Raw genomic sequence first — 25,560 nt, 5'->3', positions numbered from 1 at the left:
ATTAAGCCCACCTACTTATAAGTACTGAACATATATCTGGAGTAAACATAATGTCGGAAGCCTTCTCTCAGTTTTTAGATAATTTTCAATGGATGAGTTGGAATCTTTTCTTAGCAATTGTTCCTTGCCTATTGAGCTTTATTTTATTCATAAAGCGATCGCCTAAGCGCTTACCTAAAAATATTACGTGGTGGCTAGGGCTAATAGTTTTTATTCTCTTCCTGCCGAATGCCCCTTACATAATTACCGATATTATTCACTTTGTGGATGATGTAAGGACTCCTGAAATTTCGGATAATGGCATAATTTTTGTCTTGATTCCCCAATATACGATCTTCATATTGTGTGGGTTTCAATGCTACGTAATATCGTTAATGAGGCTCATTCAATATTTAGGTTGGCTGAAACTGATCGAGCGCATAACTTTCATGGAAGTTGGCATGAATTTCATCTGTGCGATCGGCGTATATTTGGGAAGGGTCAATCGCTTGAATAGTTGGGATGTATTTACCCAACCCCAGTATGTTATGCAACATGTATTCCAAAATCTGGAAAATCCCAATTTCTTTTTCGGTACGATTTTGTTTTTCCTTGTCTTCACTAGCCTGTACTACGTTTTTAAATGGATTAATTTAGCGATCGCCTTCTACTGGCAAAATCACGCTGATCGAGTCTCTGTATAGAGAGATTGATATAGCACGGCAACCCTCTTTTTTATGTCCTGATCCAGTTGACAGCAGCTTTTTATACCAATTTACTGAAGTGAGCCAACACTTCAGTGAATTAAAAACAAACCCAGTAAGGTTTTTTGAGTTAAGAAATGGCTCCCCCATTTCTTAACTTGGTATTAGAAACCATTTAAGAATTACTTTCCGCGGTCAAAAACTCTAAGAGATCCCCCTCAATCCCCCTTAAAAAGGGGGAAGAATTTAACTCTCCCCCCTTTTTAAGGGGGGCTGGGGGGGATCTATCCAATTCTTAAATGGTTTCTTATACTAATTCACGAAAGTGTGACAACACTTTTGTGAATTAGTATAATACCAAACCCAGTAAGGTTTTGAGATTCCCAAAGTGGCGTTGCCATTTTGGGAATTGGTATTAACGATTGATTAATGCTAGCAATTCCGCCTCGGAGAGGCATGTCACCCCCAAAGATTGGGCTTTGTCTAGCTTGGAGCCTGCATCTTCACCGACGACGAGATAATTAGTTTTTTTACTGACCGAATCGGTAACCTTTCCCCCAGCCGACTTAATCAGATCCTTGGCTTCATCGCGTTTGAGGGTTGGTAATGTTCCCGTCACCACAAAGGTTTTACCCGCAATATTAGGATTAATAGCGATCGCGCGATTTTCCTTCTGCTCACCCACAAACTGCAATCCTGACGATTGTAGACGTTGCACCAAAACTTGATGCTCTTCTTTACGAAACCATTCATAAATGGATTGAGCAATTTCTTCACCGATGCCAAAGATCGAAGTGATCGCTTCGGGACTAGCTTGAGCTAATAACTCTACATTAGGAAAATTATCCGTAATATTTTGAGCGTTAACACTACCCACATGCCTAATGCCTAAGCCATACAGCACACGCGCCCAAGGTTTGGTTTTAGATTGAGCGATCGCCGCAATAATTTTGTCAGCAGATTTTTGACCCATGCGATCGAGCGTCTGCAATTTCTCACTGGTCAAATCATAGAGATCGGCAATGGAAGTAACGTGATTTTCCCCTACTAATTGCCTGACCAACTTCTCCCCGATGCCGTTAATATCCAGCGCATCGCGACTGACCCAATGTTCGATCGCTCCTCGCACGATCGCAGGACATCTTCCATTTACGCAACGGGTAGCTGCTTCATTTTCGGGCTTAATTACGGGTTGACCGCATTCAGGGCAATGGGTCGGCATCACAAAACGGACAGCCTGATCGGGGCGCAATTCTGGTAATATCCGCACCACTTCAGGAATAATCTCTCCAGCTTTCCTGACGATCGCCGTATCGCCAATATGTAAATCTAGCTCGGCTAGCCGATCGCTATTGTGTAAAGTCGCTCGCGAGACGGTTGTCCCTGCTAGTAAAACGGAACGTAGTTCCGCAACGGGGGTGAGAGTGCCAGTGCGTCCCACCTGCACGGTGACAGCTTCGATGACTGTGGGCATCTCCTCGGCAGGATATTTCCAAGCGATCGCCCAGCGAGGAGTTTTTTGCGTGAATCCCAATTGCTCCTGTACGGAAAAGGCATCGAGCTTAATTACCATTCCATCGGTCATATAGGGCAATTTCAGTCGTTCCGTTGACCAATGATCGTAATAGTCTTGTAATTCCTGAAGAGATGTGCAGAGTTGCTTATTGGGATTGACCCGAAACCCAATCGTTTGTAAAAATTCGAGAGCTTCCCATTGGGAAGAAATTTGGGGTAGATTTTTTTTGGCAAAATCTTCGCGATCGATGTGGATGGTATAGGCGAAGAAATCAAGGCGACGTTTGGCGACGATTCGCGAGTCTAGTTGGCGTAATGTCCCTGCGGCCGCATTGCGGGGATTGGCAAATAGAGCTTCTCCCTGCTGCGATCGCTCTTGGTTAATCTCATCAAAAACGGCGATCGGCAAAAATGCTTCACCGCGAATTTCCAAGCGATCAGGAGGATTGTCTAAATTAAGGCGGAGAGGGATCGAGCGAATCGTTTTAATGTTTGGAGTAATATCTTCCCCTGATGTGCCGTCACCTCTAGTTGCGCCCCTTACTAGTAAACCTTGCTCGTAGGTTAAGGCGATCGCCGAGCCATCAATTTTTAGTTCACAAACGCTATCCAAAAAGTCCAACAAGTCCGAACGATCCAATCCCTTTTGGCATCGGTCTTGCCAATTCTTGACATCTCCATTCGTAAAAGCATTATCTAGACTATAGAGTGGAATGTGATGCCGAACCGAGACAAACTGAACTGTGGGCTTTTCGCCGACACGCTGAGTGGGACTATCGGGGGTAATCAGTTGCGGATAGGCTGCTTCCAGATTTTGCAATTCGCGATAGAGTGCATCATAGACCGAATCCTCTATCGTTGGAGCATCAAGCACATAGTATTCGTAACTGGTGCGTTGCAGGATTTTGCGAAGTTCAAGCGCTCTTGACTCATCAAATAAAGGAAGTTCAGTCATGACAAAAAATCAATCTAATACAATTTATACCAAATTACAAAATGGCTACGCCATTTTGTAATTTTAAAAACCTTACTGGGTTTGGTTTTCAATTCCCAAAAGTGTAGCCACACTTTTAGGAATTGATATTATTATATAGCTACATTCACTTGAATGAGGACAAATCAAACCCCAAGAATTGACTGGCGGCGCGAAGCGCCGCCAGTCAATTCTTGGGGTTTATGTCCTAATACACTTGGCGACAGCTATATTCAACAAAGGGAGGGCTTGCCCTCCCTTTGCTTGCGCGTTTATACTAGCCTCTTCTACCTACTTCTTGCTTAATTGCTTGCAATGTATCCCCTAAAGCATCCTTGAAGATACTATAAAAGGCATCGGTGGGAGTAGAGGAATTTGGCTGTGCGTTAACCGTGTAGGTAATCAAAACCTGACTGGGAGGACGACGGGGAACGGTGGAGACTGGTTCCATTTTCCAATAGCCTTCCATTTGCGAAAGATCGCCATCGAGGAGACGAAAATCGATCTGTTGGCGATCGGTTTCTTGGATTGCCAATTTGGTGCGGGAAACGATAGAAATCAGAAAAACCTGACGGGTATCGACCTGCTCAATCACCTTCCGATTGCCCCGATTTTCGAGAATCTTGCTAGAACTCATGTTGGGGATAAATTTGTAAAGGTTGGCATAGTCGGTTAATACCTGCCAAACTGCGTCGGGAGATGCATTGACAAGGACTCTTGCCACGTATTTCCCCTTTTCGCCTGTGACCACTGTTTGCCCATTGCGGAGTGAGTCGCGCTGGACTGAGGGCAAGCGATCGACGGGACCATCAAAGAGGGAAGCTCGCGCAGGAAGTGCGGGGGTGCTGCAAGCGATCGCGATCGCCATAACAACAGCCGAGCCTAGGGAAAGCTTATTTGCGAGCATTTGGACTAATTTAGAGGTTAAGTTTGGGGTTGATTTCGGTGAGGCTGGCATGGTTGTTATGGCAATTGTTGGATAGGATAAATACTCTGTCATGAAATGCGTCGTTGGTTGTATGTATATCAAAATTTGTGGAATTACGAAACTAGATCAAGCCCGAGCGATCGCCCAAATGGGAGCCGAGGCCCTTGGTTTTATTTGTGTACCCTCTTCACCACGATATATTAGTACCAGCACAATTGGACAAATCATCTCTAGTCTAACCAAATCTCAATCGGAGCAGTTCGTCGATCTCGATTTGATTGGAGTATTCCTCAACACAAGTGCAGCGGAAATTTGTCACGCGATGGAGTCATCGGGGCTAAATGCTGTACAGCTTCATGGTGATGAATCGCCAGAATTTTGCGATCGCTTACGATCGCAGCTAGATCGCATAAATCCCAAAACAAAGCTGATTAAAGCCCTGCGCGTCAAAGATCGAGTAGGTTTAGAAAGGGCAAAGCTCTATAGCGATATCGTGGATGTGGTGTTACTAGATGCCTATGATCCGCAAATAGCAGGAGGGACGGGCAAAGCGATCGATTGGCAAATGCTCCGCGATTTTTGTCCGCCTTGTGATTGGTGGTTAGCGGGTGGGCTTTCACCTGAAAATGTGGCTGAAGCGATCGCGCTTACATCTCCCCAAGGCTTAGATGTATCGAGTGGGGTAGAACTTTCCGCAGGGGACAAGGATCTAGATAGGGTTAAGCGATTCATCACAAGCGTTAAGGAATATTCTTAATAATACCAATTTCCGAAAGTGTGGCTACACTTTCGGAAATTGAAAACCAAACCCAGTAATACCAAAACACAAAATGGCGTAGCCATTTCATGTTTTGGTATAAGTTTTAGCTAGCACATATAGCCCAAAGGAAAGATGAGTGGCGGCGCGAAGCGCCGCCACTCATCTTTCCTTTGCGTTTTTATAAATGTATACCTTAGTAATACCTATTACTAAGTAAAGCACTGTAAAATGTCTAAGATGTAAGGAATATCTGGTATTGGACAACTACATTTATATGGATTTATGCCGATCTAAATCTTAAAAATGACATAACTTTTAAAGACTTTTGTATGTCTCTAGGTAATAATGTGGACATTTGCTTCGGAGAAGCTCTAGATAGCCTTACTGAACTTTCTTGGCAATTACATGAATCCATTAATTTAGTGGAAATGTCAAACATTGCTGTTCGGAAAACTAGGGATATCTTGGGATGCGATCGCGTATTAATCTATCAATTCTTACCGCAGGAGGATGGCGCAGTCATTGCTGAGTCTGTGGACTTAGCTTGGTCATCAATTCTTGAAAATTTTGGCAAGGGGGGAAGTGTAACTAGCGATCGCCTTATCTGGCGCAAACATGTAGAAGCCCATCTCATGGGAGCCTTTAGCACCATTGAAGATACTGAAGATACTCAGGCTCTGACCCTAGAGCCTGAGTATGCCGACTGGTTATCGGAGATGCAGGTGAGGGCTAACTTGGTCATGCCCATCACGACTAGATCGCCATCATCCCCAAATTTATTTGGATTGTTAATCTTGCATCAATGCGATCGCCCAAGGCATTGGCAAACCCAAGAAATTAGCCTCGTCAAAAATATTGCCACTCAATTAGGAATGGCAATCCGCAATGCAGATATCTCGACGCGCAATCAAATCGAATCGGCTTTGCAAGAGAGCGAGGCGAGACAACGGGCTATTCTTGAGGCAATACCAGATTTGTTGCTGCGGGTCGGTCGTGATGGTTCCTGTCTGGACAGTATGATTTCCCCTTCCATTGATGCAAATCAGTTTGTAGTAATCGGGCAGCACCTATCGGAATTATTATCGCCCGAATGCCTAGAACGGCAGTTGCAAGCGATCGAAAGAGCGATCGCCACCAATCAACTGCAAGTCTACAGACAGCAGTTGATTAAGTTTGGCAAACTTGCCTCCGAAGAAGTCCGCATCTCGGCAATTAATGATCGCGAAGCCTTAGTGATTGTTAGAGATATTACATCGGAAGTAGATTCAGAACAACGATTAGAACAAATTTCCTATAATGTCCCAGGATTTATCTATCAATATCATTTGAGAACCGATGGTAGTTCCCATTTTCCCTATGCAAGTCATGGGATTCGCGATATCTACGATCTCTCACCCCAAGAGGTGAGTCAAGATGCTGCTAAGGTTTTTGATCGCATTCACCCTGAAGATTTAGATTATGTTAGACAAAGCGTCATCAACTCTGCGCAAAATCTCACCGTGTGGGGATGTGAATATCGAGTGCGCTTCGACGATGGTCGGACAATCTGGGTAGCGGGAAATGCTACACCGCAAAGGGAACCCGATGGCAGCATTCTCTGGCATGGCTATATTAAGGAAATTACGCAACGCAAACAGGCTGAGATTGTCTTGAAAGAGGAACAGACAAAGTTACAGGAAGCCTATTCAGAGCAGAATGCTCTATTTGCTGCCATGAAAGATGTGGTGCTAATCCGCAATTCCGAAGGTAAATGTCTGAAAATTGTGCCAACTAATGGTAATAATTTACTGGGAAATCCCGAAGCAATACTCAGGCAATCAATCTATGAAGAACTGCCTCCCTCGGTCGCTAAAACTATTGTTGAGGCTATTGATCATTCCCTATCCACCCAGCAGATTATTAGTTTTGATTATCCCTTAGCAATAAATGGAAGAGATGTCTGGTTCTCTGCGATCATTTCTCCCATCGCTGAGGATAAGGTGATTCAGGTTGCAAGAGATATTACGGAACGGAAACAGGCAGAAATCGCGCTGGCGGAGGCGAAGGAAGCTGCGGAAGCCTTGACGAAAGCCAAAAGTGACTTCCTTGCCAATATGAGCCATGAAATCCGTACTCCCATGAATGGGGTGATTGGCATGGCGGAATTGCTTGCTTCTACCCCACTCACTGAGGATCAGCTCGATTACGTCCAAACCATTCAAGATAGCGGCAATATTCTGCTTGCTGTAATCAACGACATTCTTGATTTCTCTAAAATTGAAGCGGGAAAACTAGAATTGGAGGAGCGTCCTTTTTTACTTAAGGATGCTGTGAAATCAGCTTTTAATATATTGAGTACGGAAGCTGCTAACCAAGCGAATATATTAAAGTATGCGATCGCTACTGATGTTCCCGCTATGATCGTCGGTGACCAAGCGCGAGTGCATCAAATTTTGATTAACTTAATTGGTAATGCAATCAAATTTACACAAAAAGGTGAAGTTGAGCTATTGGTCAAAGGGCTCAGATCCCCGCAATCCTCAAACCAAATACTATTTTCGATCAGAGACACTGGTATTGGTATATCTAGCGATCGCCTGAGTCGATTATTTCAGCCATTTTCCCAAGCTGATGCTTCAATTAGTCGCAAATATGGCGGTACTGGTTTGGGGCTAGCTATTTGCAAATATCTGGTCAAGTTTATGGGAGGGAAAATTTGGGTTGATAGTAAGGGCTCGATCGCAGGGGAACCACCGATCGGCTGGCAATGCGCAACTACTCCAGAGACATCAGGGGCAATTTTCTACTTTACGATTGATTTGCCGAATATGAACTCTGAGGCGATCGCTACGGCAAATATTGCTTTGGATGCCGCCAACCAAAATCTGAGTTGCATGGCTGAGCTATTTCCTCTCAAAATTCTCATTGTGGAAGATAACGAAGTAAACCAAAAAATCGCTTCTCTCTATTTAAAAAGATTTGGATATATTGCCGATATCGCCAATAATGGAGTGGAAGCCTTAGAAATGGTATATCAACAAAACTACGATCTTCTATTTATGGATATGCAGATGCCTGAGATGGATGGATTAACGGCAACTAGGTTAATTCGACAGGATGGCAATATTTCTCTCCAACCACAGATCGTTGCCATGACTGCCAATGTCATGCCAGAAGATATTCAAAATTGTTTGGCTGTTGGTATGAACGATCACATTAGCAAGCCTATTCGCGTTGAGGAAATTGCCAGAACCCTTAACCGATTACAAATAAAGAATCAGGTGGCGACAGCTATAAAATCCTAAAACCTGTAGCGCAGGAGCTACAGGTTTAGCCTCTGAGTTTTATAGCTATAGTCCCTTGACTTACAGCAATTATCGCTCCAACGAACCACAGGGAAATTTTTGAAAGCGTTGCGAAGCAACGCTTTCAAAAATTTCCTTGGTTTGGGTTTGGGCGCGAAGCGCTGTAAGACAAAAAGAATTGACTGGCGGCGCGAAGCGCCGCCAGTCAATTCTTGGAGTTTATGTTTTATTTAGTTCATTTACTTAATAAAGCGCAATGCTCTTCAAGGTAATTTATGAATTGTCGTTACATCACATTTTTTGGCGTAAGTCCCAAAGCAGCAGAGGTTTGGGCGCGTGAAGCTTCCCAAAGCTATACCAATTCCCAAAATGGCAACGCCATTTTGGGAATCTCAAACCCTTATACAAATTTAAGAAATGGCGTAGCCATTTCTTAAATTGAAAACCTTATACCAATCCCCAAAAGTGTGGCTACACTTTCGTGAATTGGTATTACTGGGTTTGTTTTTTAATTCACTGGAGTGTTGGCTCACTTCAGTGAATTGGTATTATGGAGATATTAAGGAGCTAATTCCCGTTTGTTTGCGTCAAGAGTATGATGCAAATAGTCAAAGTCGAGGAGCGAAATCATGAAAATTCCAACTTTAAGTAAAAATACTTGGTTAGGTTTAGTAGCGGCGGCTGTTGTGGGGGGCTCTGGTGCGGCAATTTTGGTTAACTCTACTCTGAACAATCAACCAAATCCCCAATCATCTGCGCCCAGCTCCATCAATCAAGTCAGCCAGTCCCCGACAGCGACTCGAGCCGTTGATGGACAATTGGCAGTTTATTGGATTGAATCAAGCAAGAATAAGCTGGTTGCCGTACCGATCGCTGTTAAAGCCAAAAGTAATGACGAAGCGATCGCCTCTGTAATTAAAACCTTGATTTCCGAGAATCCACCCGAATCCAATCTATACAGTGCTATTCCTGCCAATACCCAAGTATTGAGTGCCGTTACCAAAAATAAGGAAATTCGGATTAATTTTTCCAAAGACTTTACGAAAGGTGGCGGTTCGGCATCAATGCAAGGAAGGATCATTCAGGTTTTATACACTGCGACTAGTCTAGAGCCTGATGCTAAGGTCTATTTGTCCGTTGAGGGCAAACCTTTAAAATATATTGGTGGCGAAGGATTAGAAGTACCTCAACCAATGACAAGGAAAGATTTTGCGCTAGAGTTTTAAGCCCTACCTTGTTAAAATCTTCCTTGTGAAGAGTGATCTTCTGGCTTTCTCCTGCGAAATACTACTCTTTAGTAAATCTAGTTAGTAAATCTAGTTAGTAAATCTAGTAAATTATGTCATTGATCGACTTGCCCGATATTGATAGCCTGAGCCTCATTGAGCAAGTTTCTCAAATGGTGGTGGTGCGTACCTGTGGAATGCTATACGACCACCAGATCCAGTACCCAGAATGGGAATTATCCAATGCCAAACTTCAAACTCTGATCGGACAATATGGGGTGGGGGGAGTTATTTTGTTAGGTGGCAGCGCCCCCGAAGTTGCCCTGAGAACCCGCCAATTGCAGTCTATGGCAAAGATACCTTTGCTAATCGCCGCAGATATTGAAGAGGGAGTAGGACAGCGCTTTAGCGGTGCAACATGGTTCCCACCCCCGATGGCTTTGCAAGCGGTGTCGATGAAATATGCCGAGGATATGGGGAAAATTACGGCAGAGGAGGCTTTGGCGATCGGGATTAACTGGATGCTCGCGCCGATTGTCGATGTTAACAATAATCCCGAAAATCCTGTGATTAACGTACGGGCTTTTGGGATTACCGTGGGTGAGGTCATGGGGGCGACGCGAGGATTTATTTCTGGAGCAAAGCAATATCCTGTCTTGATCACGGCCAAGCACTTTCCAGGACATGGGGACACTTCGGTAGATTCCCATTTACAGACCCCCGTAGTTCCTCACGATCGCCAGAGATTTGATAATGTCGAATTTCCGCCCTTTATCAATGCGATCGCGGCGGGAGTTGATGCGATTATGAGCGCCCATATTTTTGTCCCAGAATTGGATCCTCAAAATATTGCGACCCTTTCCCATCGGATTATCACGGGGATTTTACGCAATGAACTTGGCTTTGAGGGAATTATTACTACGGATGCTCTGATTATGTCAGGAGTCTCTAATTTAGGTAGCCCTGAGGAGATTGCCGTTAAAGCCGTCAAAGCGGGTGTAGATATATTACTAATGCCCGTCGATCCGATCGCCACAATCCATGCCATTTGTGCGGCGGTAGAAAACCAAGAAATCTCGCAAGCGCAAATTCGCGCTTCAGTCCAAAGGATTTGGCAAGCAAAACAAAAGATTGCTGGGACTCCGCAAAATCTGCAAAAACTCGGCAATCCTGAGCATCTCGATATTGCCGCTCAAATTGCCACCAAGTCCATTAATGTTTATTCCTCTATCTCCACCTTGGCATCAAGTAGCGCTCAAGAGCGGCTAGATGCAAACTATCTCAATCTGATTGTTGTTGACGATCCCCTGACCTGTGAAGAATTCCTGCATAGGCGATCGCCTGCGGTACGATTGCCCAACCACAACGGCTATCAGCGCATTATTGCGGATGGATTGATGTTAGAAAATTTGAAATACGATCAATTTTCACAAATATTTATCCAAATCTTTAGTCGCGGCAATCCATTCCGAGGGAATACAAATCTGCTTCAAAAAATTCAAAATCTAGTCAAGTTAATGCTCCTAGACAATAAATTACAGGCCGTGGTGCTCTATGGCAGCCCCTATACCCTAGATGAGATTTTGCCCCTATTACCGATGCAGATGCCTTGGGGCTTTGCCTATAGTCAACAGCCAGAGGCGCAGATGGCAGTCTTGCAACAATTAGGGTTTGAATAAAGCAGCTATGGCTACCTTGATGCGGTTTATTCTCATGGCTGTGATTACCTGCTCGACCTTATTGGCTTGCAATACTTTTTTGGTGAATAGTCCTCCATCTTCTCCTAGCCAACTAGAGACCGTTGCACCTCTAACTGTTGCTAGTACTGTCACTAAGGAATCCGAGCCTGAGCGCCTTCCCGATGCTCCCTATCTACAAACACCGATGGCAGCAGTGCAGAAAATGCTCCAGATGGCAAATGTCAAAGAAACCGATGTTGTGTACGATCTGGGCAGTGGCGATGGCAGAATTGCGATCGCTGCGGCGCAGATGTTTGGGGCTAAAGCGATCGGTATTGAGATTGATCCCGAACTAATCCGCGAATCTGATCGGGAATTAAAATCAGCGATCGCCAAAACACCGACAATTCGCGATCGGATTAAATTTATTCAACAAGATTTTTTTAAGGCGGATTTGCGGGATGTCACGGTGGTTACGCTATACCTTTTGCCAGAGGCAAATCTCCGCGTCCGTAATGAAATTTTATCCAAACTAAAAGCAGGGACAAAGGTGATTTCCTATGAATATGATTTGGGAGATTTACCTGCTAGTCAAATGGAAAAAATCAAAATAGGCGATCAAGAACAGACTATTTATCTATGGGTTTTAAGCTAATCAAACCTCCAAAGATGAGTGGCGGCGCTTTGCGCCGCCACTCATCTTTGGAGGTTTGATATAAGGGTTTTCAAGTTATAGCTGCCGCCAGTCTTGTTAGGACAAAATTAAAACCCAAAATATTGTTGCCGCGCGGAGCGCGGCAACAATATTTTGGGTTTTCTATCCTGATATTGATAGCTGCTATCAATATCAGGATAGAGGCTCTATTTATCTTTTGTGCTAGTCTGTTAGCTCTCTCAATTTCATTCTATTTCTTAATGAAAAACAGTCTATTTGCCGAGATTGCACTGATTTTATCCTCCTTAATTGTAGTAATTCCCGTTCAAGCTCAAAGCGATCGCCTATGTCCTGCACAGATGCAAAAAGAGGTGGAAAAAATTGCCCAATCCCCTAAATTAAATCACTCACGCGTTGGTGTTTTTATCCAAACTAATGGGACTAAATCGCAAACATTGGCAAGTCTAGATAGCGATCGCTATTTTATGCCTGCTTCCAATACCAAATTATTTGTGACGGCGACTGCTATCAAAACTTTGGGGGCTGACTACCGCTTTGCGACTCGATTAATGTCTCGCAATCTGCCTAATGATAGGGGTGAAATCGATCATGGACTGTGGTTAGTTGCTTCAGGTGATCCGAGTTTGCAATCGGCGACAGGACTCAAATCCCTAGTCACACAACTCAAGAATAAAGGGGTAAAGCAGATCAATGGCGGAATCTGGACTTTGACAGCCCGCAAGGGGGCAGAGATTGGCGATAGTTGGGAATGGGGAGATTTACAGGAATATTATGGAGCGAAGGCTTCACCATTTACCATTAATGAAAATGCGCTCAATTGGATAGTTAGTCCTTCTTCAATCGGCAAGCCTGCAATATTTGCATGGGAAGAGCCCAACTTCGCAACCGACTGGCGGGTAGATAATCAATCAATCACTGTCGGAGCCGATGAGCCATCTACCTTACAAGTGATTCGCCCCTATGATCAAAAAGTGGTGATCATCACAGGACAAGTACCCGAAAAATCTGAACCTGAGCTTGGTGGTGTGGCAATTCCCGATCCTGAAGCCAATCTATTAGCGCTTTTACGCCAAGAACTGCTCGCGCAGGGCATTACCATCTCTTCAGACAGTAGTAACAAAAATAGTAACAAAGCTCAAAAGCTTCCCCCGATCCAAGATTTGGCGATCGCTTTGTCGCCGCCGCTTTCGGAATTAATCAGTATCACCAACAAAAATAGTAACAATCTTTACGCTGAACTCTTGCTCCGTGCTTTGGGCGATCGCTTCCATGAAGTCCTTCCCGATGACAGTGTATTGGGCGGTTTGCTCGCCGTTAACAAGTATTTACAATCGATCAATGTCCCCTCTGATAATGCCCTATTAGTCGATGGTTCGGGGCTATCGCGTCAGAATTTGACCACCCCCAAAACGATCGTGCAGCTTTTACAAAGTATGGCTAGCGATCGTCATTTTCGTAAATCCTTAGCGATCGCGGGTGTTGATGGTAGTCTAACTAATCGATTTAAAAATACTGATGCACAGGGCATAATTCAAGCCAAGACTGGCGGATTGACAGGATCTGTTGCCCTATCTGGCTATGCTAGTCCGCCGCACTATCGCGAAGTTATTTTCAGTATCATCATTAATAACAGCAATCTTCCGTCAAAGGAATTGAAGCAATACATTGACGCGATCGCCCTACTATTAACTCGCCTTGACACCTGTGAATGAAAAACTGGTCGGCTCAAAATAAATTCCTATGCATAGCGGTTATAGCCTTAGCCCTAGTCAGTATCTCGGCAATTACAGTCATCGCCTTGTCTCCCCAGACAACCTCTTCTCAGATAGACCCATCAGCCCAGTCCCAGCAATGTTCAGCTATGACAGATAGCCTCAGTAAATCCGATAGTTTGCAATTTCATCCCATTAAGATTTTGGCTGAACCTTGGCGTGGTGAGCATCATGTTTACGCCATATTTGCCTTACCGCTGCAATATCAGAAGATCTACCATCGCTCGCAATTGCTGGTTAAGGGCAACGATACCCCTTGGCAGATTACGCCCACCGATGGGCGTAAATATGGTGTTGCCATTCCCCAAGGTCATTTTTTGGTAATCGGATTTTTTCGGACTCGCCTCGCCCTTTGGTACTGGGCAAATGGTCGCTTCGGTGATTTGCAACAACCCTGTAACTGGACGCTCCATCTATTTCCTAAGTAATACCAAAACACAAAATGGCTTAGCCATTTTGTGCTTTGAAAACCCTTACTGGGTTTGGTTTTAATTCACTGAAGTGAGACAACACTTCAGTGAATTGGTGTTATAGCTATCGCCAAATGGACTAGGACATAAACCGCAAGAATTGACTGGCGGCGCTTCGCGCCGCCAGTCAATTCTTGCGGTTTGATTTGTCCTAATTCAAGTGACTGTAGCTATAGCTGAGCGAAGTCGAAGCTAGATAACTTTCGAGGAACATTTTTTATCCGCTTTTTCTTTGCTGATAATTGCGCTGGGGGTTAGGATAAACACAACAAAAATTGTTTACCACCTGTCAGCCGTGGCATGGGAAATTTTAAAAATGGGAAATTTTGGCAGTTGGCTAACTAAACTCGGACAAAGTTGTTTACTGATTGGACAAATTGTCACCCATATTTTGATCTATCGACGTTTCCATTGGCGCAATACGATCGAGCAGATGTCGATGGTGGGTACAGAGTCGCTACTCATAACCTTGATTACAGCAGCCTTTGTAGGAGCCGTATTTACGATTCAAGTCGCGAGAGAGTTTATTAACTTTGGCGCACAACAGGCGATCGGTGGCATTTTGGCGATCGCCTTAGCCCGCGAGCTAATTCCTGTATTGACAGCCGTCATCATTGCTGGACGTGTGGGTTCGGCTTTTGCCGCAGAAATTGGCACGATGCAAGTAACCGAGCAAATTGACGCATTACATTTACTGCGGACAAATCCCATTGACTATCTGGCAACTCCTCGTGCGATCGCCTGCTTGCTCATGCTGCCGATCCTCACAATTTTAGGATTTTTGATGGGAATGGCAGGGGGCTTATTGCTATCTCAATCGATGTATGCAATTCCCTACAATATGTTTCTCAATTCCGTTCAGAATCTCCTCAAACCTTGGGATTTGATCGCCGCTTTAATCAAATCAAGTATTTTCGGCGTTATCATCGCGGCGATCGGCACAACATGGGGCTTAACCACCACGGGTGGGGCAAAGGGAGTAGGCGAATCTACAACTACGGCTGTGGTTACAGCCTTACTGGCTATATTTATCAGCAATTTCTTTTTGTCATGGTCGTTTTTTCAGGGGCGTGCATAGCCGATGGGGTTGGTAGTGTTTTCACTACCGCCTAAGCATTAATTGCCGAGTCATCACCAAGTTTATAAGAGGCATAATTGAATATAGAGATATAGAAATTTCTGAAGGAGAAAAGTAAATGTTCTTTCACCCATCTTATTTGATCCTCATTCCAGGGATGATCTTGATGTTTTGGGCTCAACAACGGGTCAAATCAACCTATGAGAAGTATGCCGATATCCAATCAAGCTTAGGAATGACAGGTGCACAGGTTGCTAAAACCATCTTGCAACGTATGGATATTCATAATGTGACCGTCGAGCGAATAGATGGAGAACTAACCGATCATTACGATCCTTCCGCCAAGGCGGTTCGATTATCCGAGTCTGTGTACGCATCATCGTCGCTTGCGGCGGCGGCGATCGCTGCCCATGAATGCGGTCACGTTTTGCAGGATGTCCGTGGTTATCAGTTTATGAACATCCGCGCGTCACTTGTTCCAGTCGCCAATATTGGCGCAAACTTTGGTCCCTTGATGGTAATGGCAGGGCTATTCCTCACCTCCTTAGGTAGTCTCAGTGTGATATTTATCAATGTGGGGATCGCGCTATTTGCTGGAGCGATTCTATTTCACATCGTTACTTTGCCCGTTGAGTTTGATGCTTCCAGTCGTGCCTTAAAACTTATTGACGAACTAGGCATCCTCCAAGGCAATGAAAATCGGGGCGCTCGTAGTGTTCTTAATGCTGCCGCTTGGACCTATGTGGCGACAGCGATTTATGCTGCTCTTCAGCTTGTGCAGTTGTTATTAATTAAGGGCGATCGCTAATCAAAGTAAGTTTTAACATCGATTCACGAAAGTGTGACAACCCTTTCTCAAATCCCAAAAGTAAAAGCCTTGCGTAGCAAGGCTTTTACTTTTGGGATTTTAAGGTTTGCCAGCTTAACCTGAACTGACGTTAAAAAACAAACCCAGTAATGGTTTTTAAAGCTCAAAATATCTGGCTACGCCATTTTGAGCTTTGGTAAAAGCAAACCTTACGTTGCCATAGCATAGATAAAACATTAAGTAGTTCAGCATAATTAAAAAACAAAACCAAAGAGAGTGCCGCCTGCTACGCAGGTGGTACTCTCTTCTAAGTTTTAAGTTTCATGCTTAGCTACTTAGTTAATTGTTAGCCTCCACCGTGAGGACTAATTCCAATTCCCAAAATGGCAACGCCATTTTGGGAATCTCAAAACCTTACTGGGTTTGGTGTTTAATTCACAAAAGTGTTGTCACACTTTCGTGAATTGGTATAATTTGAGGAGTAATTATTTTTTATGATGCATTCATTTTTGCTGTCTGCTGCGGTTTGTAACGATGGTAGTGCAGTTAATCTCGACTTTGTGAATATCAATTGGTTGGGTATTGTGATTCTTGGGATCGTGCAAGGTATTACCGAACTATTACCAATTAGTAGTACTGCCCATTTACGCATAGTTCCGAGTTTTTTAGGTTTACCCGATCCTGGATCTGCTTTTTCGGCGGCGATGCAGTTAGCAAGTTTAACAGCAGTCCTCACCTATTTTTGGCAAGATATTACACGCTTGTTGGGGAGTTCCTATCGGGCGCTCCTTCGTAAAGACTACATGTCTAAATCTTTTCGGTTGCTATTAGGACTGATTGCAGGGACAATTCCGATCGCGATCGTCGGACTTTTGTTAAAGAAAACTCTCGATACTTGCAACTCGCCTTTGCGGACGTTAGTCACCATTGGGATTGCCTCAATCGTGATGTCTCTATTACTTGCAGCTGCCGAAAAGTGGGGAAGCCGCAAGCGTAATTTTGAGCAGTTAACCCTAATCGATGGTGTTTTTGTCGGAATTGCACAGGTTTTTGCCCTGATTCCAGGGGTATCGCGATCGGGCTCGACTATTACAGCCGCACTCTTTTTAAAAATGGAACGAGAAACGGCGGCAAAGTTCTCTTTCTTATTAGGATTACCCACGATTATTCTGGCTGGGGCTGTGGAAATGGCGACGCTCGCTAAAGCTGGATTAGATTTGCATGGTTGGGCTATTCTCCTATTAGGACTGACTTCCGCTAGTATTTCCGCATTTTTAGCAATCTTTTTATTGTTGAAATACTTAGAAAAGCATAGTACTTGGCTTTTTGTCTGGTATCGCCTAGCGATGGGATTGTTTCTCTTAATTGGTGTGGGTTTGGGTTGGCTAAAAAATTAAGAAAAAGGTAATCAACATTAATCGCGATCGCTACTTTGCATTTTAAAGGCTAAGGATGCTTGAAAATATGCTCTTGAGAGGTTATATTGACCTAACTTTTCGTAGGCTTTACCGAGCCCATTCAATGCGGTTAAGAAGCCTCTGTAATGGTGAGTTCGCTTCACGATTTCCACTGTTTTAAGGAATGATTCAACCGCTTTTTGATACTGCCCTAGTTCGAGGTAGGTCTTTCCTAAGAGATTGAGAGCATTTATTTCTCCTTCCTTGATATTGTTTTGTCTGGCAATATCGAATGCTTGTTGATACAAATCAATGGCTGATTCGACCTTTCCTAATTTTTTGTAAACATTTCCTAGTCCAATCTTTGCTCGATCATTGCCATCGGTAAAGCGATCTTTGCTAGCAAGTGCTAAGTTAAAGAATTCCTTGGCTTTTGGATATTCTCCTAAACCCGTATAGGCTTCAGCCATACCGATTAGGGAATTTTTGATATCAAGATTTCCATTAATACTTTCATTAATACTTCCATTATTGCTTCCATTATTGATTTTAGCGATCGCTAAGGCTTGCTGATGGAATTCCAGTGCTTTTTGATATTGTCCCAGATGCTCGTAGCAAGTTCCTATATCACTAAGAGATTTGAAATTATTCTCAATGGGACTCAATTCGGGATTATCGATGGCTAAAGCCTGCTGATAAATTTCTATTGCTTTTAGACAATTATCACTAAGCATGTAGGCATAGCCCAATTCGTTTAATGCTTTTTGTTCTAGGAAGCGATACTTGTTTTGTCTACTTAAATTTACAATTTTTTCGTAGGCATCGATCGCTCTTTGGTATTGTCCGATCTGAAGGTATAAACCTCCTAATTCCTCAAGAACAAATTCATCCACACTTTTATTGACTTGAGAATATATTTGTAAGGCTTGTTTGAGTAATGCGATCGCTTTTTCTGGTTGATTATCATCGAGGGTGATGGCTTCTTTTACTAATCGTGAAGCTCGTTCTAATTGCGGTAAATCCATCGCATTAGTTCCCCTTTCGGGGCTCGCTTCGGTAACAAATAAAGGTGATACAGACAGGCAGGTTAATACAATCGAAATTAGGTTGCTAAAACTTTTATACATATACGCTTATACCAATGCAAGCAAGTATGACAACATTTTTGTGTATTAAAAACTAAACTTCGTCAGGATTTTCAAGTTCAGAAATGGCGTAGCCATTTCTGAACTTGTTATGTGAATGCAAGCAAGTGTTGTCAGATTTGCTTGCATTAAAAAACAAATCTAATAATATCAAAACCAAAAATGGCTTAGCCATTTTTAGTTTTGGTATTATTAGGATAGATCGCAATTTACAAGCAAACAATATGACATTTTGACATTGCTAAATATAGCAGTAGCCAGTTATGTTATGACAAAAACAAAAAACCACAAGAGTGTTGTGGCGCAAAGCGCCGCAACACTCCTTGTTAGCTAACCTAAATCATTTGTAGATTTGTTTGCGGAAGCGCACCCCTTTGGGGTGCGCTTCCGCAAACTATTTAGATTGCTATAGCAATTCTGTGCCATTTAAGCTGGCTATGTATGTCTGGTCTTATGTCAAATTATTTCTTATGTCAAATTATTTCTGGTTATTTCTAGTTATTTCTGGAATTTAGATAGCCTATTAATCTTGTTCTTGGGCGGCAGAGACTACATTGGCAATTGGTTTCTTGTTGATTTTTTCTAAATTCATTAAGACAACACCAATAGTAACTAAAAAGATTGCAATCCAAGATGGTATTTTGTCATTAAGAATTAATACTGATAGAATCGCTGTAACGGCAGGTCCACTAGAGCCAATAATTGCCGTTGAAGCCGCACCTATAGCTTTAATTCCAAAATTATTAAACAAATATCCAAATAGGGTTGAGAAACAGAGCAATAAGCCCATAATAATTAGCCCTTGGCTCAGATTGATGTGAATAAAAGCAACACATACAATCAGCAAAATTACAAATTCGACGGTAAAAATTAGCCCTGTAAAGGTCGCAGGGTTGATTTTATTAAAACAAGATTGGGCGATGACTCCCTCCAATGCAAAAACGATCCCCGCAAAGGCAGCGGAGATCAGCCCCACAATATCGCTTTTAAATGCAGCCCCCGGAACCGTGCTAAATAGAACCCATGTGCAACCGCTAATAATTAAACCAATGGCTAGCCATTGTTTCCATGATGGGCGATCGCCAAATAATCGCCATGCTAACAAAGTAGTGACTACGGGATAGATAAAAAATACTGTTAAAGCGGTTGCGGGACCAACAATTGAGACCGCTAAATATGTCCCTGTTTGAGATAAAAATAGCAACAACCCAGCCGCGATTACCTTCATGAGTAATTTGGGATTGTAACCCCTCAGGACGGATAGGGCTTGTTCTTCTGAGCCTGGTCTAAGTACTGGCAGCACAGTCCACAGCAGGGGAACAACAAAGGCGATTCGCACCAATAGTACTAGTAACGGTACTTGTAGGGGATTGGCGGGATCGGCATCGACATATACATTAGAAGGAATTAGTCCACCGAGAATTTTTAATGGATACTTCCCGTTATATTGGACGATTCTAACTAAGACATTTTGGATTGATAAAAACAAGGTCGCTAGAAGTACCATGATCAATCCACGCCACCATTGGCTCGAAGGAGTAGAAGATGTTTCGGATATAGATTTAGCCATGATTTTTATCTCAAACGTTGTAAACAAAGTCTGCAAATGGTCGCTATCCGCAGAGTCTAAAGAGTCTGCGATCAGTTTCTTTCAAACTACCTTTAGACATTTAGTGGTATTGCATTTAATCTAAACGCTCAGTGAAATTAAGACAAAAGGGCAATATCATGAAATTTTTAGCAAGTCTGCGCGATTATTCTATTTGCTTAAATTACCTTACTTTTCGCGATTTGGAGCATTAAATGGTTTTCTCATATTTTAGGTGCTAAGGCGGATAAAAATGCCTCACTACCTTTAAGCATAATTAAAACCCAAAACTAGAAGAGCGTACTGCCCGCTACGCGGGCGGTACGCTCTTCTAGTTTTTAAGTTTACTCTTAGCTACTTACCAATTCCCAAAATGGCAACGCCATTTTGGGAATTGGCATAAATTCTTTCCTTCTCAGGACTATAGCAACGTAAACCCCAAAGATGATTTGCAGCGCGAAGCGCTGCAAATCATCTTTGGGGCTAAGCAAACTTTACGTTGCTATACCTATTTCTCAGGTGAAAAACGATGTAAATAGCGGAGCATTTGTTCGTGAAAACGTCCTAAAATTCTTTCTAGCTCTTTTGCTGATAGCTCTTCTCTTTGGTGATCTAGTTCGAGGCTGTTATCAGCATAAAGACGAATTCGTGATATGAGGAGGGCTTGAAATTGATCGATATAATCTTTGTATGGCGTGTAGTAGATATTCAGGTTGCCCCGATCGGTATCCTCCCAGAAGTGATGATTAAATAGCTGCAAATGCTTGCAAGTCATCTCGATCAAGCGACAAAATGACTCTTTACCCCAATATTCTAAATCGTCAATAATATCGTTAATAATTCGTTCGACAAATTCAGGGCGATCGTTTTTCAGATAAAAAAGGGCTAGCCCAATTTGTAGGGTTCGGACACCATTATCCACAAATTGTCCTTTGTCGAGGTCATCTTTCATGAAATTGGGAAGGCTATCAACCTGTAGCATCTCAAAGAGCAACTCGCTTTGCAGGGCTGTATCCAAATTTAACTCATGGGCGAGCATGAGGATCTTTTTCATTTCGGCCGCAAATACATCGACAATGAAGTACATGACGGGGCTAGTTTTGCCATACTTAAAAATTTCCGTCCCATAAAGTCGCAGGTAATGGAAACTTAGCTTTGCCTGTTCGATTTTCTGAGAATGGACTAGATTTGAGATAAAGTTCCCATAATGAAAAGCAAAATTATAGAGGTTACGGGCTTCATTATTGCGAGTTCCATGCTTTAATGCAATTCGCAATATGGTATTAAAACGGACGATCGTGGTATCGATCAAATGATCGTCCCCTATGGATATGGCGGTAATTCCCACTCGATAAATTTCGGAGACGCATAGGGAAGCTAAATCAAATTCATGCTTTTCGATGAATTGCGTATAGGCATTGTTGAGCAGTCGAAAGCACTTTTGCTCGTAAAATATGCGCGATCGCTCTAGTTCTTCAAACTCAATAGTGGTACGAAAGGAAATATCGGTGCGTACTTCTTGCCCCATTAGAAAGAATTGGGGATTGATGTGCGGTTTTAAAATAATATAGCGATCGACAAGTTCCGTAATCTGTTCGATGATCTGAGCCTGCGCTTCCTTGAGAGTCACATAGCTTAATAGATTGTCTAACTGATTGAGAGATGCAAATAGCCGAGACTGGTAAGCACTTTTAAACTGGGGATTGTTGAGAAGGATGGAAACATAGGGATTGGGAAGTAGGTTAATCTGTTGTAGATGACTAGAGAAAATACGTTCGATGACGGTGACGGGCTTGGTGCAACGGAGAATGTAATAGATATAGGGAAATACTAAAACGATCGCTAAGGGGAGAAATAGGCAGTCATTCAAAACTGCACTGGCAAGAAAGGAGCGATCTTCTTCGACGCGGACTTTGGCTAAAACTGCATGGGTTCCTGCTAACACCAAAAACCACACATAAAATAGGCTTTGCCAATCTTGCATGTACAAATCAACCAGTTTAGGAAGATTTTGGGAGGCGATGGAGATGACGATAATCAGAGTTCCCAAAACCAAGCTCAGAAGTGATAACCAGACTTCTGGAGCAAAGTCAATACCGATCGTTGTTGGGGAAAATTCTTGGAGCCGATTCCATTGAGTTGTAAATAAGAAATCTGTTCCAAAAACGAAAGCCGAAATGATTATAAAAGAGATAAAAAGACGATTTGTTAGAATGAAATTGATGACTTTGTAGCAAAAATACAGGATGTGAAGTTTCACTGAGTTATCTTAATATTGCTCTATATCAATCCAATTTTAGAGCAATTTATCAATATAGGATTTTGCCCTTCGTCTTATCGCGATGCTATAGCTGTTGCCAAGTGTATTAGGACATAAACCCCAAGAATTGACTGGCGGCGCGAAGCGCCGCCAGTCAATTCTTGGGGTTTGATTTGTCCTAAGTCAAGTGACTGTAGCTATATATAAGTAGATATAAGTAGCTAGGCATAAGTAAACTTAAAACACAAAAGAGCGTACCGCCCGCGCAGCGGGCGGTACGCTCTCTGGTTCTGGTTTTTAGTTATGCCTAGCTACTTATGTCCAGTAACTTAGACATCGTTTATACTCGTTAGTATCGTCCGTAGGTAAAACTTTAGAGGATAGGTTATGGAGCGTCGTAAATTTTTGATGCTTTTTGGAGTTGGGACTTTAGCTAGTTATTTACCTGTTGCGATCGCTGCTTGTTCTTCTCTGTTCAAGGTTGATGAAGCTTTTGGGCAGTCTGATGGGGCTGTGGTCGCGGGTACGATCGCCGATCTGGACAATGCAGGTCAACTTTATCAGGACAATACATCCATTGGCTCTATTGCTGTAATTCGTTCACCCGATAATCCTCAAAAGCTGTTAGCTGTCGATCCTACCTGTACTCACCAAGGCTGTACGGTCGATTGGGATGGCGATAAGAAGCAATTCAAATGTCCTTGTCATGGTGCAAAGTTCAGTGCCAATGGAAAGGTACTTAAGGGACCAGCGAGTAGCCCATTGGGAACCTATAAGGCAAAAATCCAAGGTGATTCAGTGATCGTGAGCAAAAATTAATCCTACAGCGCTTTGCGCCCAAATCCAAACCAAGAAACTTTTTGAAAGTGTTGCTTTGCAACACTTTCAAAAAGTTTCTTGTGGTTCTTTTGATCGAAAATTGCTGTAAATAATGAATTGCCGCGCTTTGCGCGGCAATTCATTATTTGTCTGGCTTATTTAGGGGCTTGCCAAATTACTTCGGAGACCTTAATTTCTTTAGGGATTAATTTCAGCTTAAAGAAGGAATCGGCGATCGCCTGTTGTTCGGCAACCATCTCAGGGGTAATCGTCTCAAAGCCATAGTCGCGGCGCTTGCTGACGGTGACTAGGACTGACTTATCGATCTTTAGTAATGGAGCTAAGAAATCAGCCACATCCTCAGGATTTTTCTTTGCCCAAGCCGCTACTTCTTGAGTCTCTTCGCGAATTGCCTCAATGATTTTTGGGTTTTTATCGGCAAAGTTTTTTGAGGATAGATAGAAATCACGATTGGCGACTAAACCTTTACTATCGCGAATCACTCGTACTTTGCTCTTATCTTGAGTCAGGGCATAGAAAGGATCCCAAATCACCCAAGCATCGACATTGCCTTGCTCAAAGGCGGCTCTGGCATCGGCAGGCGCGAGGTAGACTGGGGTAATGTCATCCCAATTCACACCACCTGATTCTAAGATTTTGACAATCAGATAATTAGCGCTGGAACCCTTAGCAAAAGCAACTTTTTTGCCCTTGAGATCGGCGATCGCTTGAATTGGCGAATCTTCTTTTACTAATAGTGCGGAACTACTATCTTTAGGGGCACTTCCGCCGATATAGACCAGCGATGAACCTGCGGCTTGGGAAATGACAGGCGGGGCATCACCAGTTCTCGCAATATCAATGCTCTTGGCGTTCAAAGCTTCGAGCATTGGGGGACCAGATGGAAATTCTATCCATTTAATTTCGGTTACGCCCAGAGGCTTGAGTCGTTTCTCTAAACCCCCCTTGTTTTTAACTAAAGTTAAAGGATCGAATTTCTGATGTCCTATTCTTAAAACTATGGTTTGGGACGGTGTAGTAGCTACTGTGGCTGAATTGCTAACATTAGGGCTAGGGGAAGTGACAGTTGATGTGGGAGCGCAAGATACAACAGCGAAGCTTAAGGTTAAGCCGCTAGCAAAGCGCATAGTATTTTTGAAAGTACTTTTGAAAGTACCTTTGAGAGTACTTTTGAAAAAGTTCAATTTCGGGAAAGAGCGCGTAAAGGATTTCAACATAGTAATTTTGCTTTCGTTTAACTTTAGAGATAGAGAGATAGGATAGATGACGCAAATCACCGCCCATTTTGGTGCTTTCAGCAATTACCGATCAAACGAACTACAAGGAAATCCTTGAAAGACTTGTAAAACAAGTCTTTCAAGGATTTCCTTTGTCTGGGTTTGAGCGCGAAGCGCTGTAATTTTTATGGGCAATGTAAACATCAAAGGGAATTTGCTCGGTAAATTCACCTGATGGGAAGAGAGTGGCTAATGTCTCGCGCATCTCTTGCTCGAAGGCATTTAGGCGATCGCCAAAGTAGTCAGGACGACAGAATGCAGTGGAGTAGAGGTATCCCACCCAGCTATCGATTGTCCAAGTCTTATCGATAATGATCGTCTTGAGTAATGGTGTCGTGAAACCTGATTGTTCCAGTAATCTTGGCAGTTCTGCATAGGTGGCATCAAGGTTCTCAATTGTGCCATTGCCAACACGACGCTTTGCACCGAGATATTTTTTGACCACTTCTAAAACTGCGATCTTCCAAGATTCCGTACTATGCCAAATATCTTGATGGCTATAGGTAATAGCAATACCACCACCTTGAATTAGGCGATCGCTGGCGAGTTGTAATACTTTGGGCTTGTCAAACCAATGATAGGCGCGACCAATGGTGATCAGGCGAAATTCTCCCAATTGCGCGGAGAGATTTTCTGCTTGCGAATTAATCCATTGGATATTGTGAATATTGGCGAGTTCGACTTCCTGTTGCGCTTCTCGCAGCATTTCAGGATCGGGATCGAGTCCAATTACTTCTGTAAATTGATTGCTGAGGGCGATCGCAATTAAGCCAGTGCCAGTCGCAAGATCGAGCAAACGTCCAGTGCCATCCAATTGAAATTCTTCAATCAGTAATTGATAGAGTTCATTGTTATAGCGCGGACGATATTGGCTGTAATATTTTGCTACCCCTGCGAATAGGGTGGGGTCGTAAGTTGAGTGGGTCGATGTGAAGGTCATAGTGGTGTTTTTTATGGTTTTTAGTGAGTTCTGTCCTAGTGCTTTCCCGCTTATACCAAGTTAAGAAATGGCTACGTCATTTCCTATAGCTATATTCACTTAAGTCAGTAAATCAAACCGAATAGAGAGTTGCGGGGAGCATCTCAATTAGGCACTGAGCAAAAATACTTAGGGGAATAGAAATAGCCATTGAGATAAGCGCACCGATGTTTCAAAACTTGAGCAACATTTTGCTGATTCCACTGAGCACCCGAAATCTTG

Annotated in this window: 19 protein-coding genes; 12 read left to right on the top strand and 7 right to left on the bottom strand. The window is 43.1% G+C overall.

From position 1 onward, the window contains the following. The first annotated feature begins 50 nt into the window (after nt 1–50). A complete protein-coding gene (locus PseudUWO310_RS14945) occupies nt 51–683 on the top strand; it encodes a DUF1361 domain-containing protein (RefSeq protein WP_142602620.1) in 633 nt (210 codons plus the stop codon). A 415-nt stretch (nt 684–1,098) separates the two neighbouring features. Here PseudUWO310_RS14945 and ligA read toward each other — a convergent pair whose 3' ends face one another. Both ligA and PseudUWO310_RS14935 read right to left on the bottom strand, forming a co-directional pair. After that, nucleotides 1,099–3,153 carry an NAD-dependent DNA ligase LigA gene (gene ligA, locus PseudUWO310_RS14940; protein WP_142602618.1) on the bottom strand — a complete coding sequence of 685 codons (2,055 nt, stop codon included), beginning with the start codon at nt 3,151–3,153 and terminating at the stop codon, nt 1,099–1,101. 295 nt (nt 3,154–3,448) lie between these two features. Beyond that, the gene (locus PseudUWO310_RS14935) at nt 3,449–4,171 is read right to left on the bottom strand and encodes an SRPBCC family protein (RefSeq protein WP_142602616.1); all 723 of its coding nucleotides are present in this window, start codon (nt 4,169–4,171) and stop codon (nt 3,449–3,451) included. On the opposite strand from PseudUWO310_RS14935, the gene PseudUWO310_RS14930 reads away from it, so the two are divergent. The 10 genes from PseudUWO310_RS14930 (at nt 4,170) to PseudUWO310_RS14885 (ending at nt 17,249) form a co-directional block, all read left to right on the top strand. Beyond that, complete coding sequence (locus PseudUWO310_RS14930) at nt 4,170–4,856, top strand: phosphoribosylanthranilate isomerase (RefSeq protein WP_223805681.1); 687 nt, start codon at nt 4,170–4,172, stop codon at nt 4,854–4,856. The genes PseudUWO310_RS14935 and PseudUWO310_RS14930 overlap by 2 nt on opposite strands. 332 nt (nt 4,857–5,188) lie before the next feature. Next, on the top strand, nt 5,189–8,143 hold the full coding sequence (locus tag PseudUWO310_RS14925) for an ATP-binding protein (protein WP_142602614.1): 2,955 nt from the start codon (nt 5,189–5,191) through the stop codon (nt 8,141–8,143). Nucleotides 8,144–8,772: 629 nt separating this feature from the next. Then, nucleotides 8,773–9,369 (top strand): GerMN domain-containing protein, encoded by a 597-nt coding sequence (locus PseudUWO310_RS14920; RefSeq protein ID WP_142602612.1) that lies wholly within the window; start codon nt 8,773–8,775, stop codon nt 9,367–9,369. Nucleotides 9,370–9,482: 113 nt separating this feature from the next. After that, nucleotides 9,483–11,048, top strand: coding sequence for a glycoside hydrolase family 3 N-terminal domain-containing protein (locus tag PseudUWO310_RS14915; protein WP_142602610.1), 1,566 nt, complete (start codon nt 9,483–9,485; stop codon nt 11,046–11,048). Nucleotides 11,049–11,055: 7 nt separating this feature from the next. Continuing rightward, a complete protein-coding gene (locus PseudUWO310_RS14910; protein WP_142602608.1) occupies nt 11,056–11,703 on the top strand; it encodes a methyltransferase domain-containing protein in 648 nt (215 codons plus the stop codon). A 260-nt stretch (nt 11,704–11,963) separates the two neighbouring features. Continuing rightward, nucleotides 11,964–13,436, top strand: coding sequence for a D-alanyl-D-alanine carboxypeptidase/D-alanyl-D-alanine-endopeptidase (dacB, locus tag PseudUWO310_RS14905; protein ID WP_142602606.1), 1,473 nt, complete (start codon nt 11,964–11,966; stop codon nt 13,434–13,436). Beyond that, nucleotides 13,433–13,924, top strand: coding sequence for a hypothetical protein (locus PseudUWO310_RS14900; protein ID WP_142602604.1), 492 nt, complete (start codon nt 13,433–13,435; stop codon nt 13,922–13,924). The genes dacB and PseudUWO310_RS14900 overlap by 4 nt, the downstream gene beginning before the upstream one ends. 358 nt (nt 13,925–14,282) lie before the next feature. Further along, nucleotides 14,283–15,044: an MlaE family lipid ABC transporter permease subunit gene (locus PseudUWO310_RS14895; protein ID WP_009627261.1), complete on the top strand. Its 762-nt coding sequence runs from the start codon at nt 14,283–14,285 to the stop codon at nt 15,042–15,044. A gap of 118 nt (nt 15,045–15,162) precedes the next feature. Next, entirely contained in the window at nt 15,163–15,852 is a 690-nt protein-coding gene (locus PseudUWO310_RS14890; protein WP_142602602.1) for a zinc metallopeptidase, read from the top strand. Between the two features lie 494 nt (nt 15,853–16,346). Continuing rightward, nucleotides 16,347–17,249: an undecaprenyl-diphosphate phosphatase gene (locus PseudUWO310_RS14885; protein ID WP_142602600.1), complete on the top strand. Its 903-nt coding sequence runs from the start codon at nt 16,347–16,349 to the stop codon at nt 17,247–17,249. A gap of 17 nt (nt 17,250–17,266) precedes the next feature. On the opposite strand, the gene PseudUWO310_RS14880 is transcribed toward PseudUWO310_RS14885, so the two are convergent. The 3 genes from PseudUWO310_RS14880 to PseudUWO310_RS14870 all read right to left on the bottom strand — a co-directional run bounded on the left by PseudUWO310_RS14880 (nt 17,267) and on the right by PseudUWO310_RS14870 (nt 22,242). Beyond that, nucleotides 17,267–18,376, bottom strand: coding sequence for a tetratricopeptide repeat protein (locus PseudUWO310_RS14880; RefSeq protein ID WP_142602598.1), 1,110 nt, complete (start codon nt 18,374–18,376; stop codon nt 17,267–17,269). A gap of 541 nt (nt 18,377–18,917) precedes the next feature. Further along, complete coding sequence (locus PseudUWO310_RS14875; protein ID WP_142602596.1) at nt 18,918–19,964, bottom strand: DMT family transporter; 1,047 nt, start codon at nt 19,962–19,964, stop codon at nt 18,918–18,920. A gap of 526 nt (nt 19,965–20,490) precedes the next feature. Continuing rightward, entirely contained in the window at nt 20,491–22,242 is a 1,752-nt protein-coding gene (locus PseudUWO310_RS14870) for a hypothetical protein (RefSeq protein ID WP_142602594.1), read from the bottom strand. A gap of 387 nt (nt 22,243–22,629) precedes the next feature. Here PseudUWO310_RS14870 and PseudUWO310_RS14865 point away from each other — a divergent pair, with 387 nt between their 5' ends. Then, nucleotides 22,630–23,061: a ubiquinol-cytochrome c reductase iron-sulfur subunit gene (locus PseudUWO310_RS14865; RefSeq protein ID WP_142602592.1), complete on the top strand. Its 432-nt coding sequence runs from the start codon at nt 22,630–22,632 to the stop codon at nt 23,059–23,061. A 155-nt stretch (nt 23,062–23,216) separates the two neighbouring features. On the opposite strand, the gene PseudUWO310_RS14860 is transcribed toward PseudUWO310_RS14865, so the two are convergent. Together PseudUWO310_RS14860 and PseudUWO310_RS14855 are read right to left on the bottom strand one after the other, a co-directional pair. Then, nucleotides 23,217–24,209 (bottom strand): sulfonate ABC transporter substrate-binding protein, encoded by a 993-nt coding sequence (locus PseudUWO310_RS14860; RefSeq protein WP_142602589.1) that lies wholly within the window; start codon nt 24,207–24,209, stop codon nt 23,217–23,219. Between the two features lie 229 nt (nt 24,210–24,438). Then, nucleotides 24,439–25,299, bottom strand: coding sequence for a class I SAM-dependent methyltransferase (locus tag PseudUWO310_RS14855; RefSeq protein WP_142602587.1), 861 nt, complete (start codon nt 25,297–25,299; stop codon nt 24,439–24,441). Nucleotides 25,300–25,560 lie beyond the last annotated feature (261 nt).

It is taken from the genome of Pseudanabaena sp. UWO310 (assembly GCF_006861605.1).
Taxonomy (GTDB): Bacteria; Cyanobacteriota; Cyanobacteriia; order Pseudanabaenales; family Pseudanabaenaceae; genus Pseudanabaena.
This window is presented reverse-complemented; position numbering and strand designations above follow the sequence as displayed.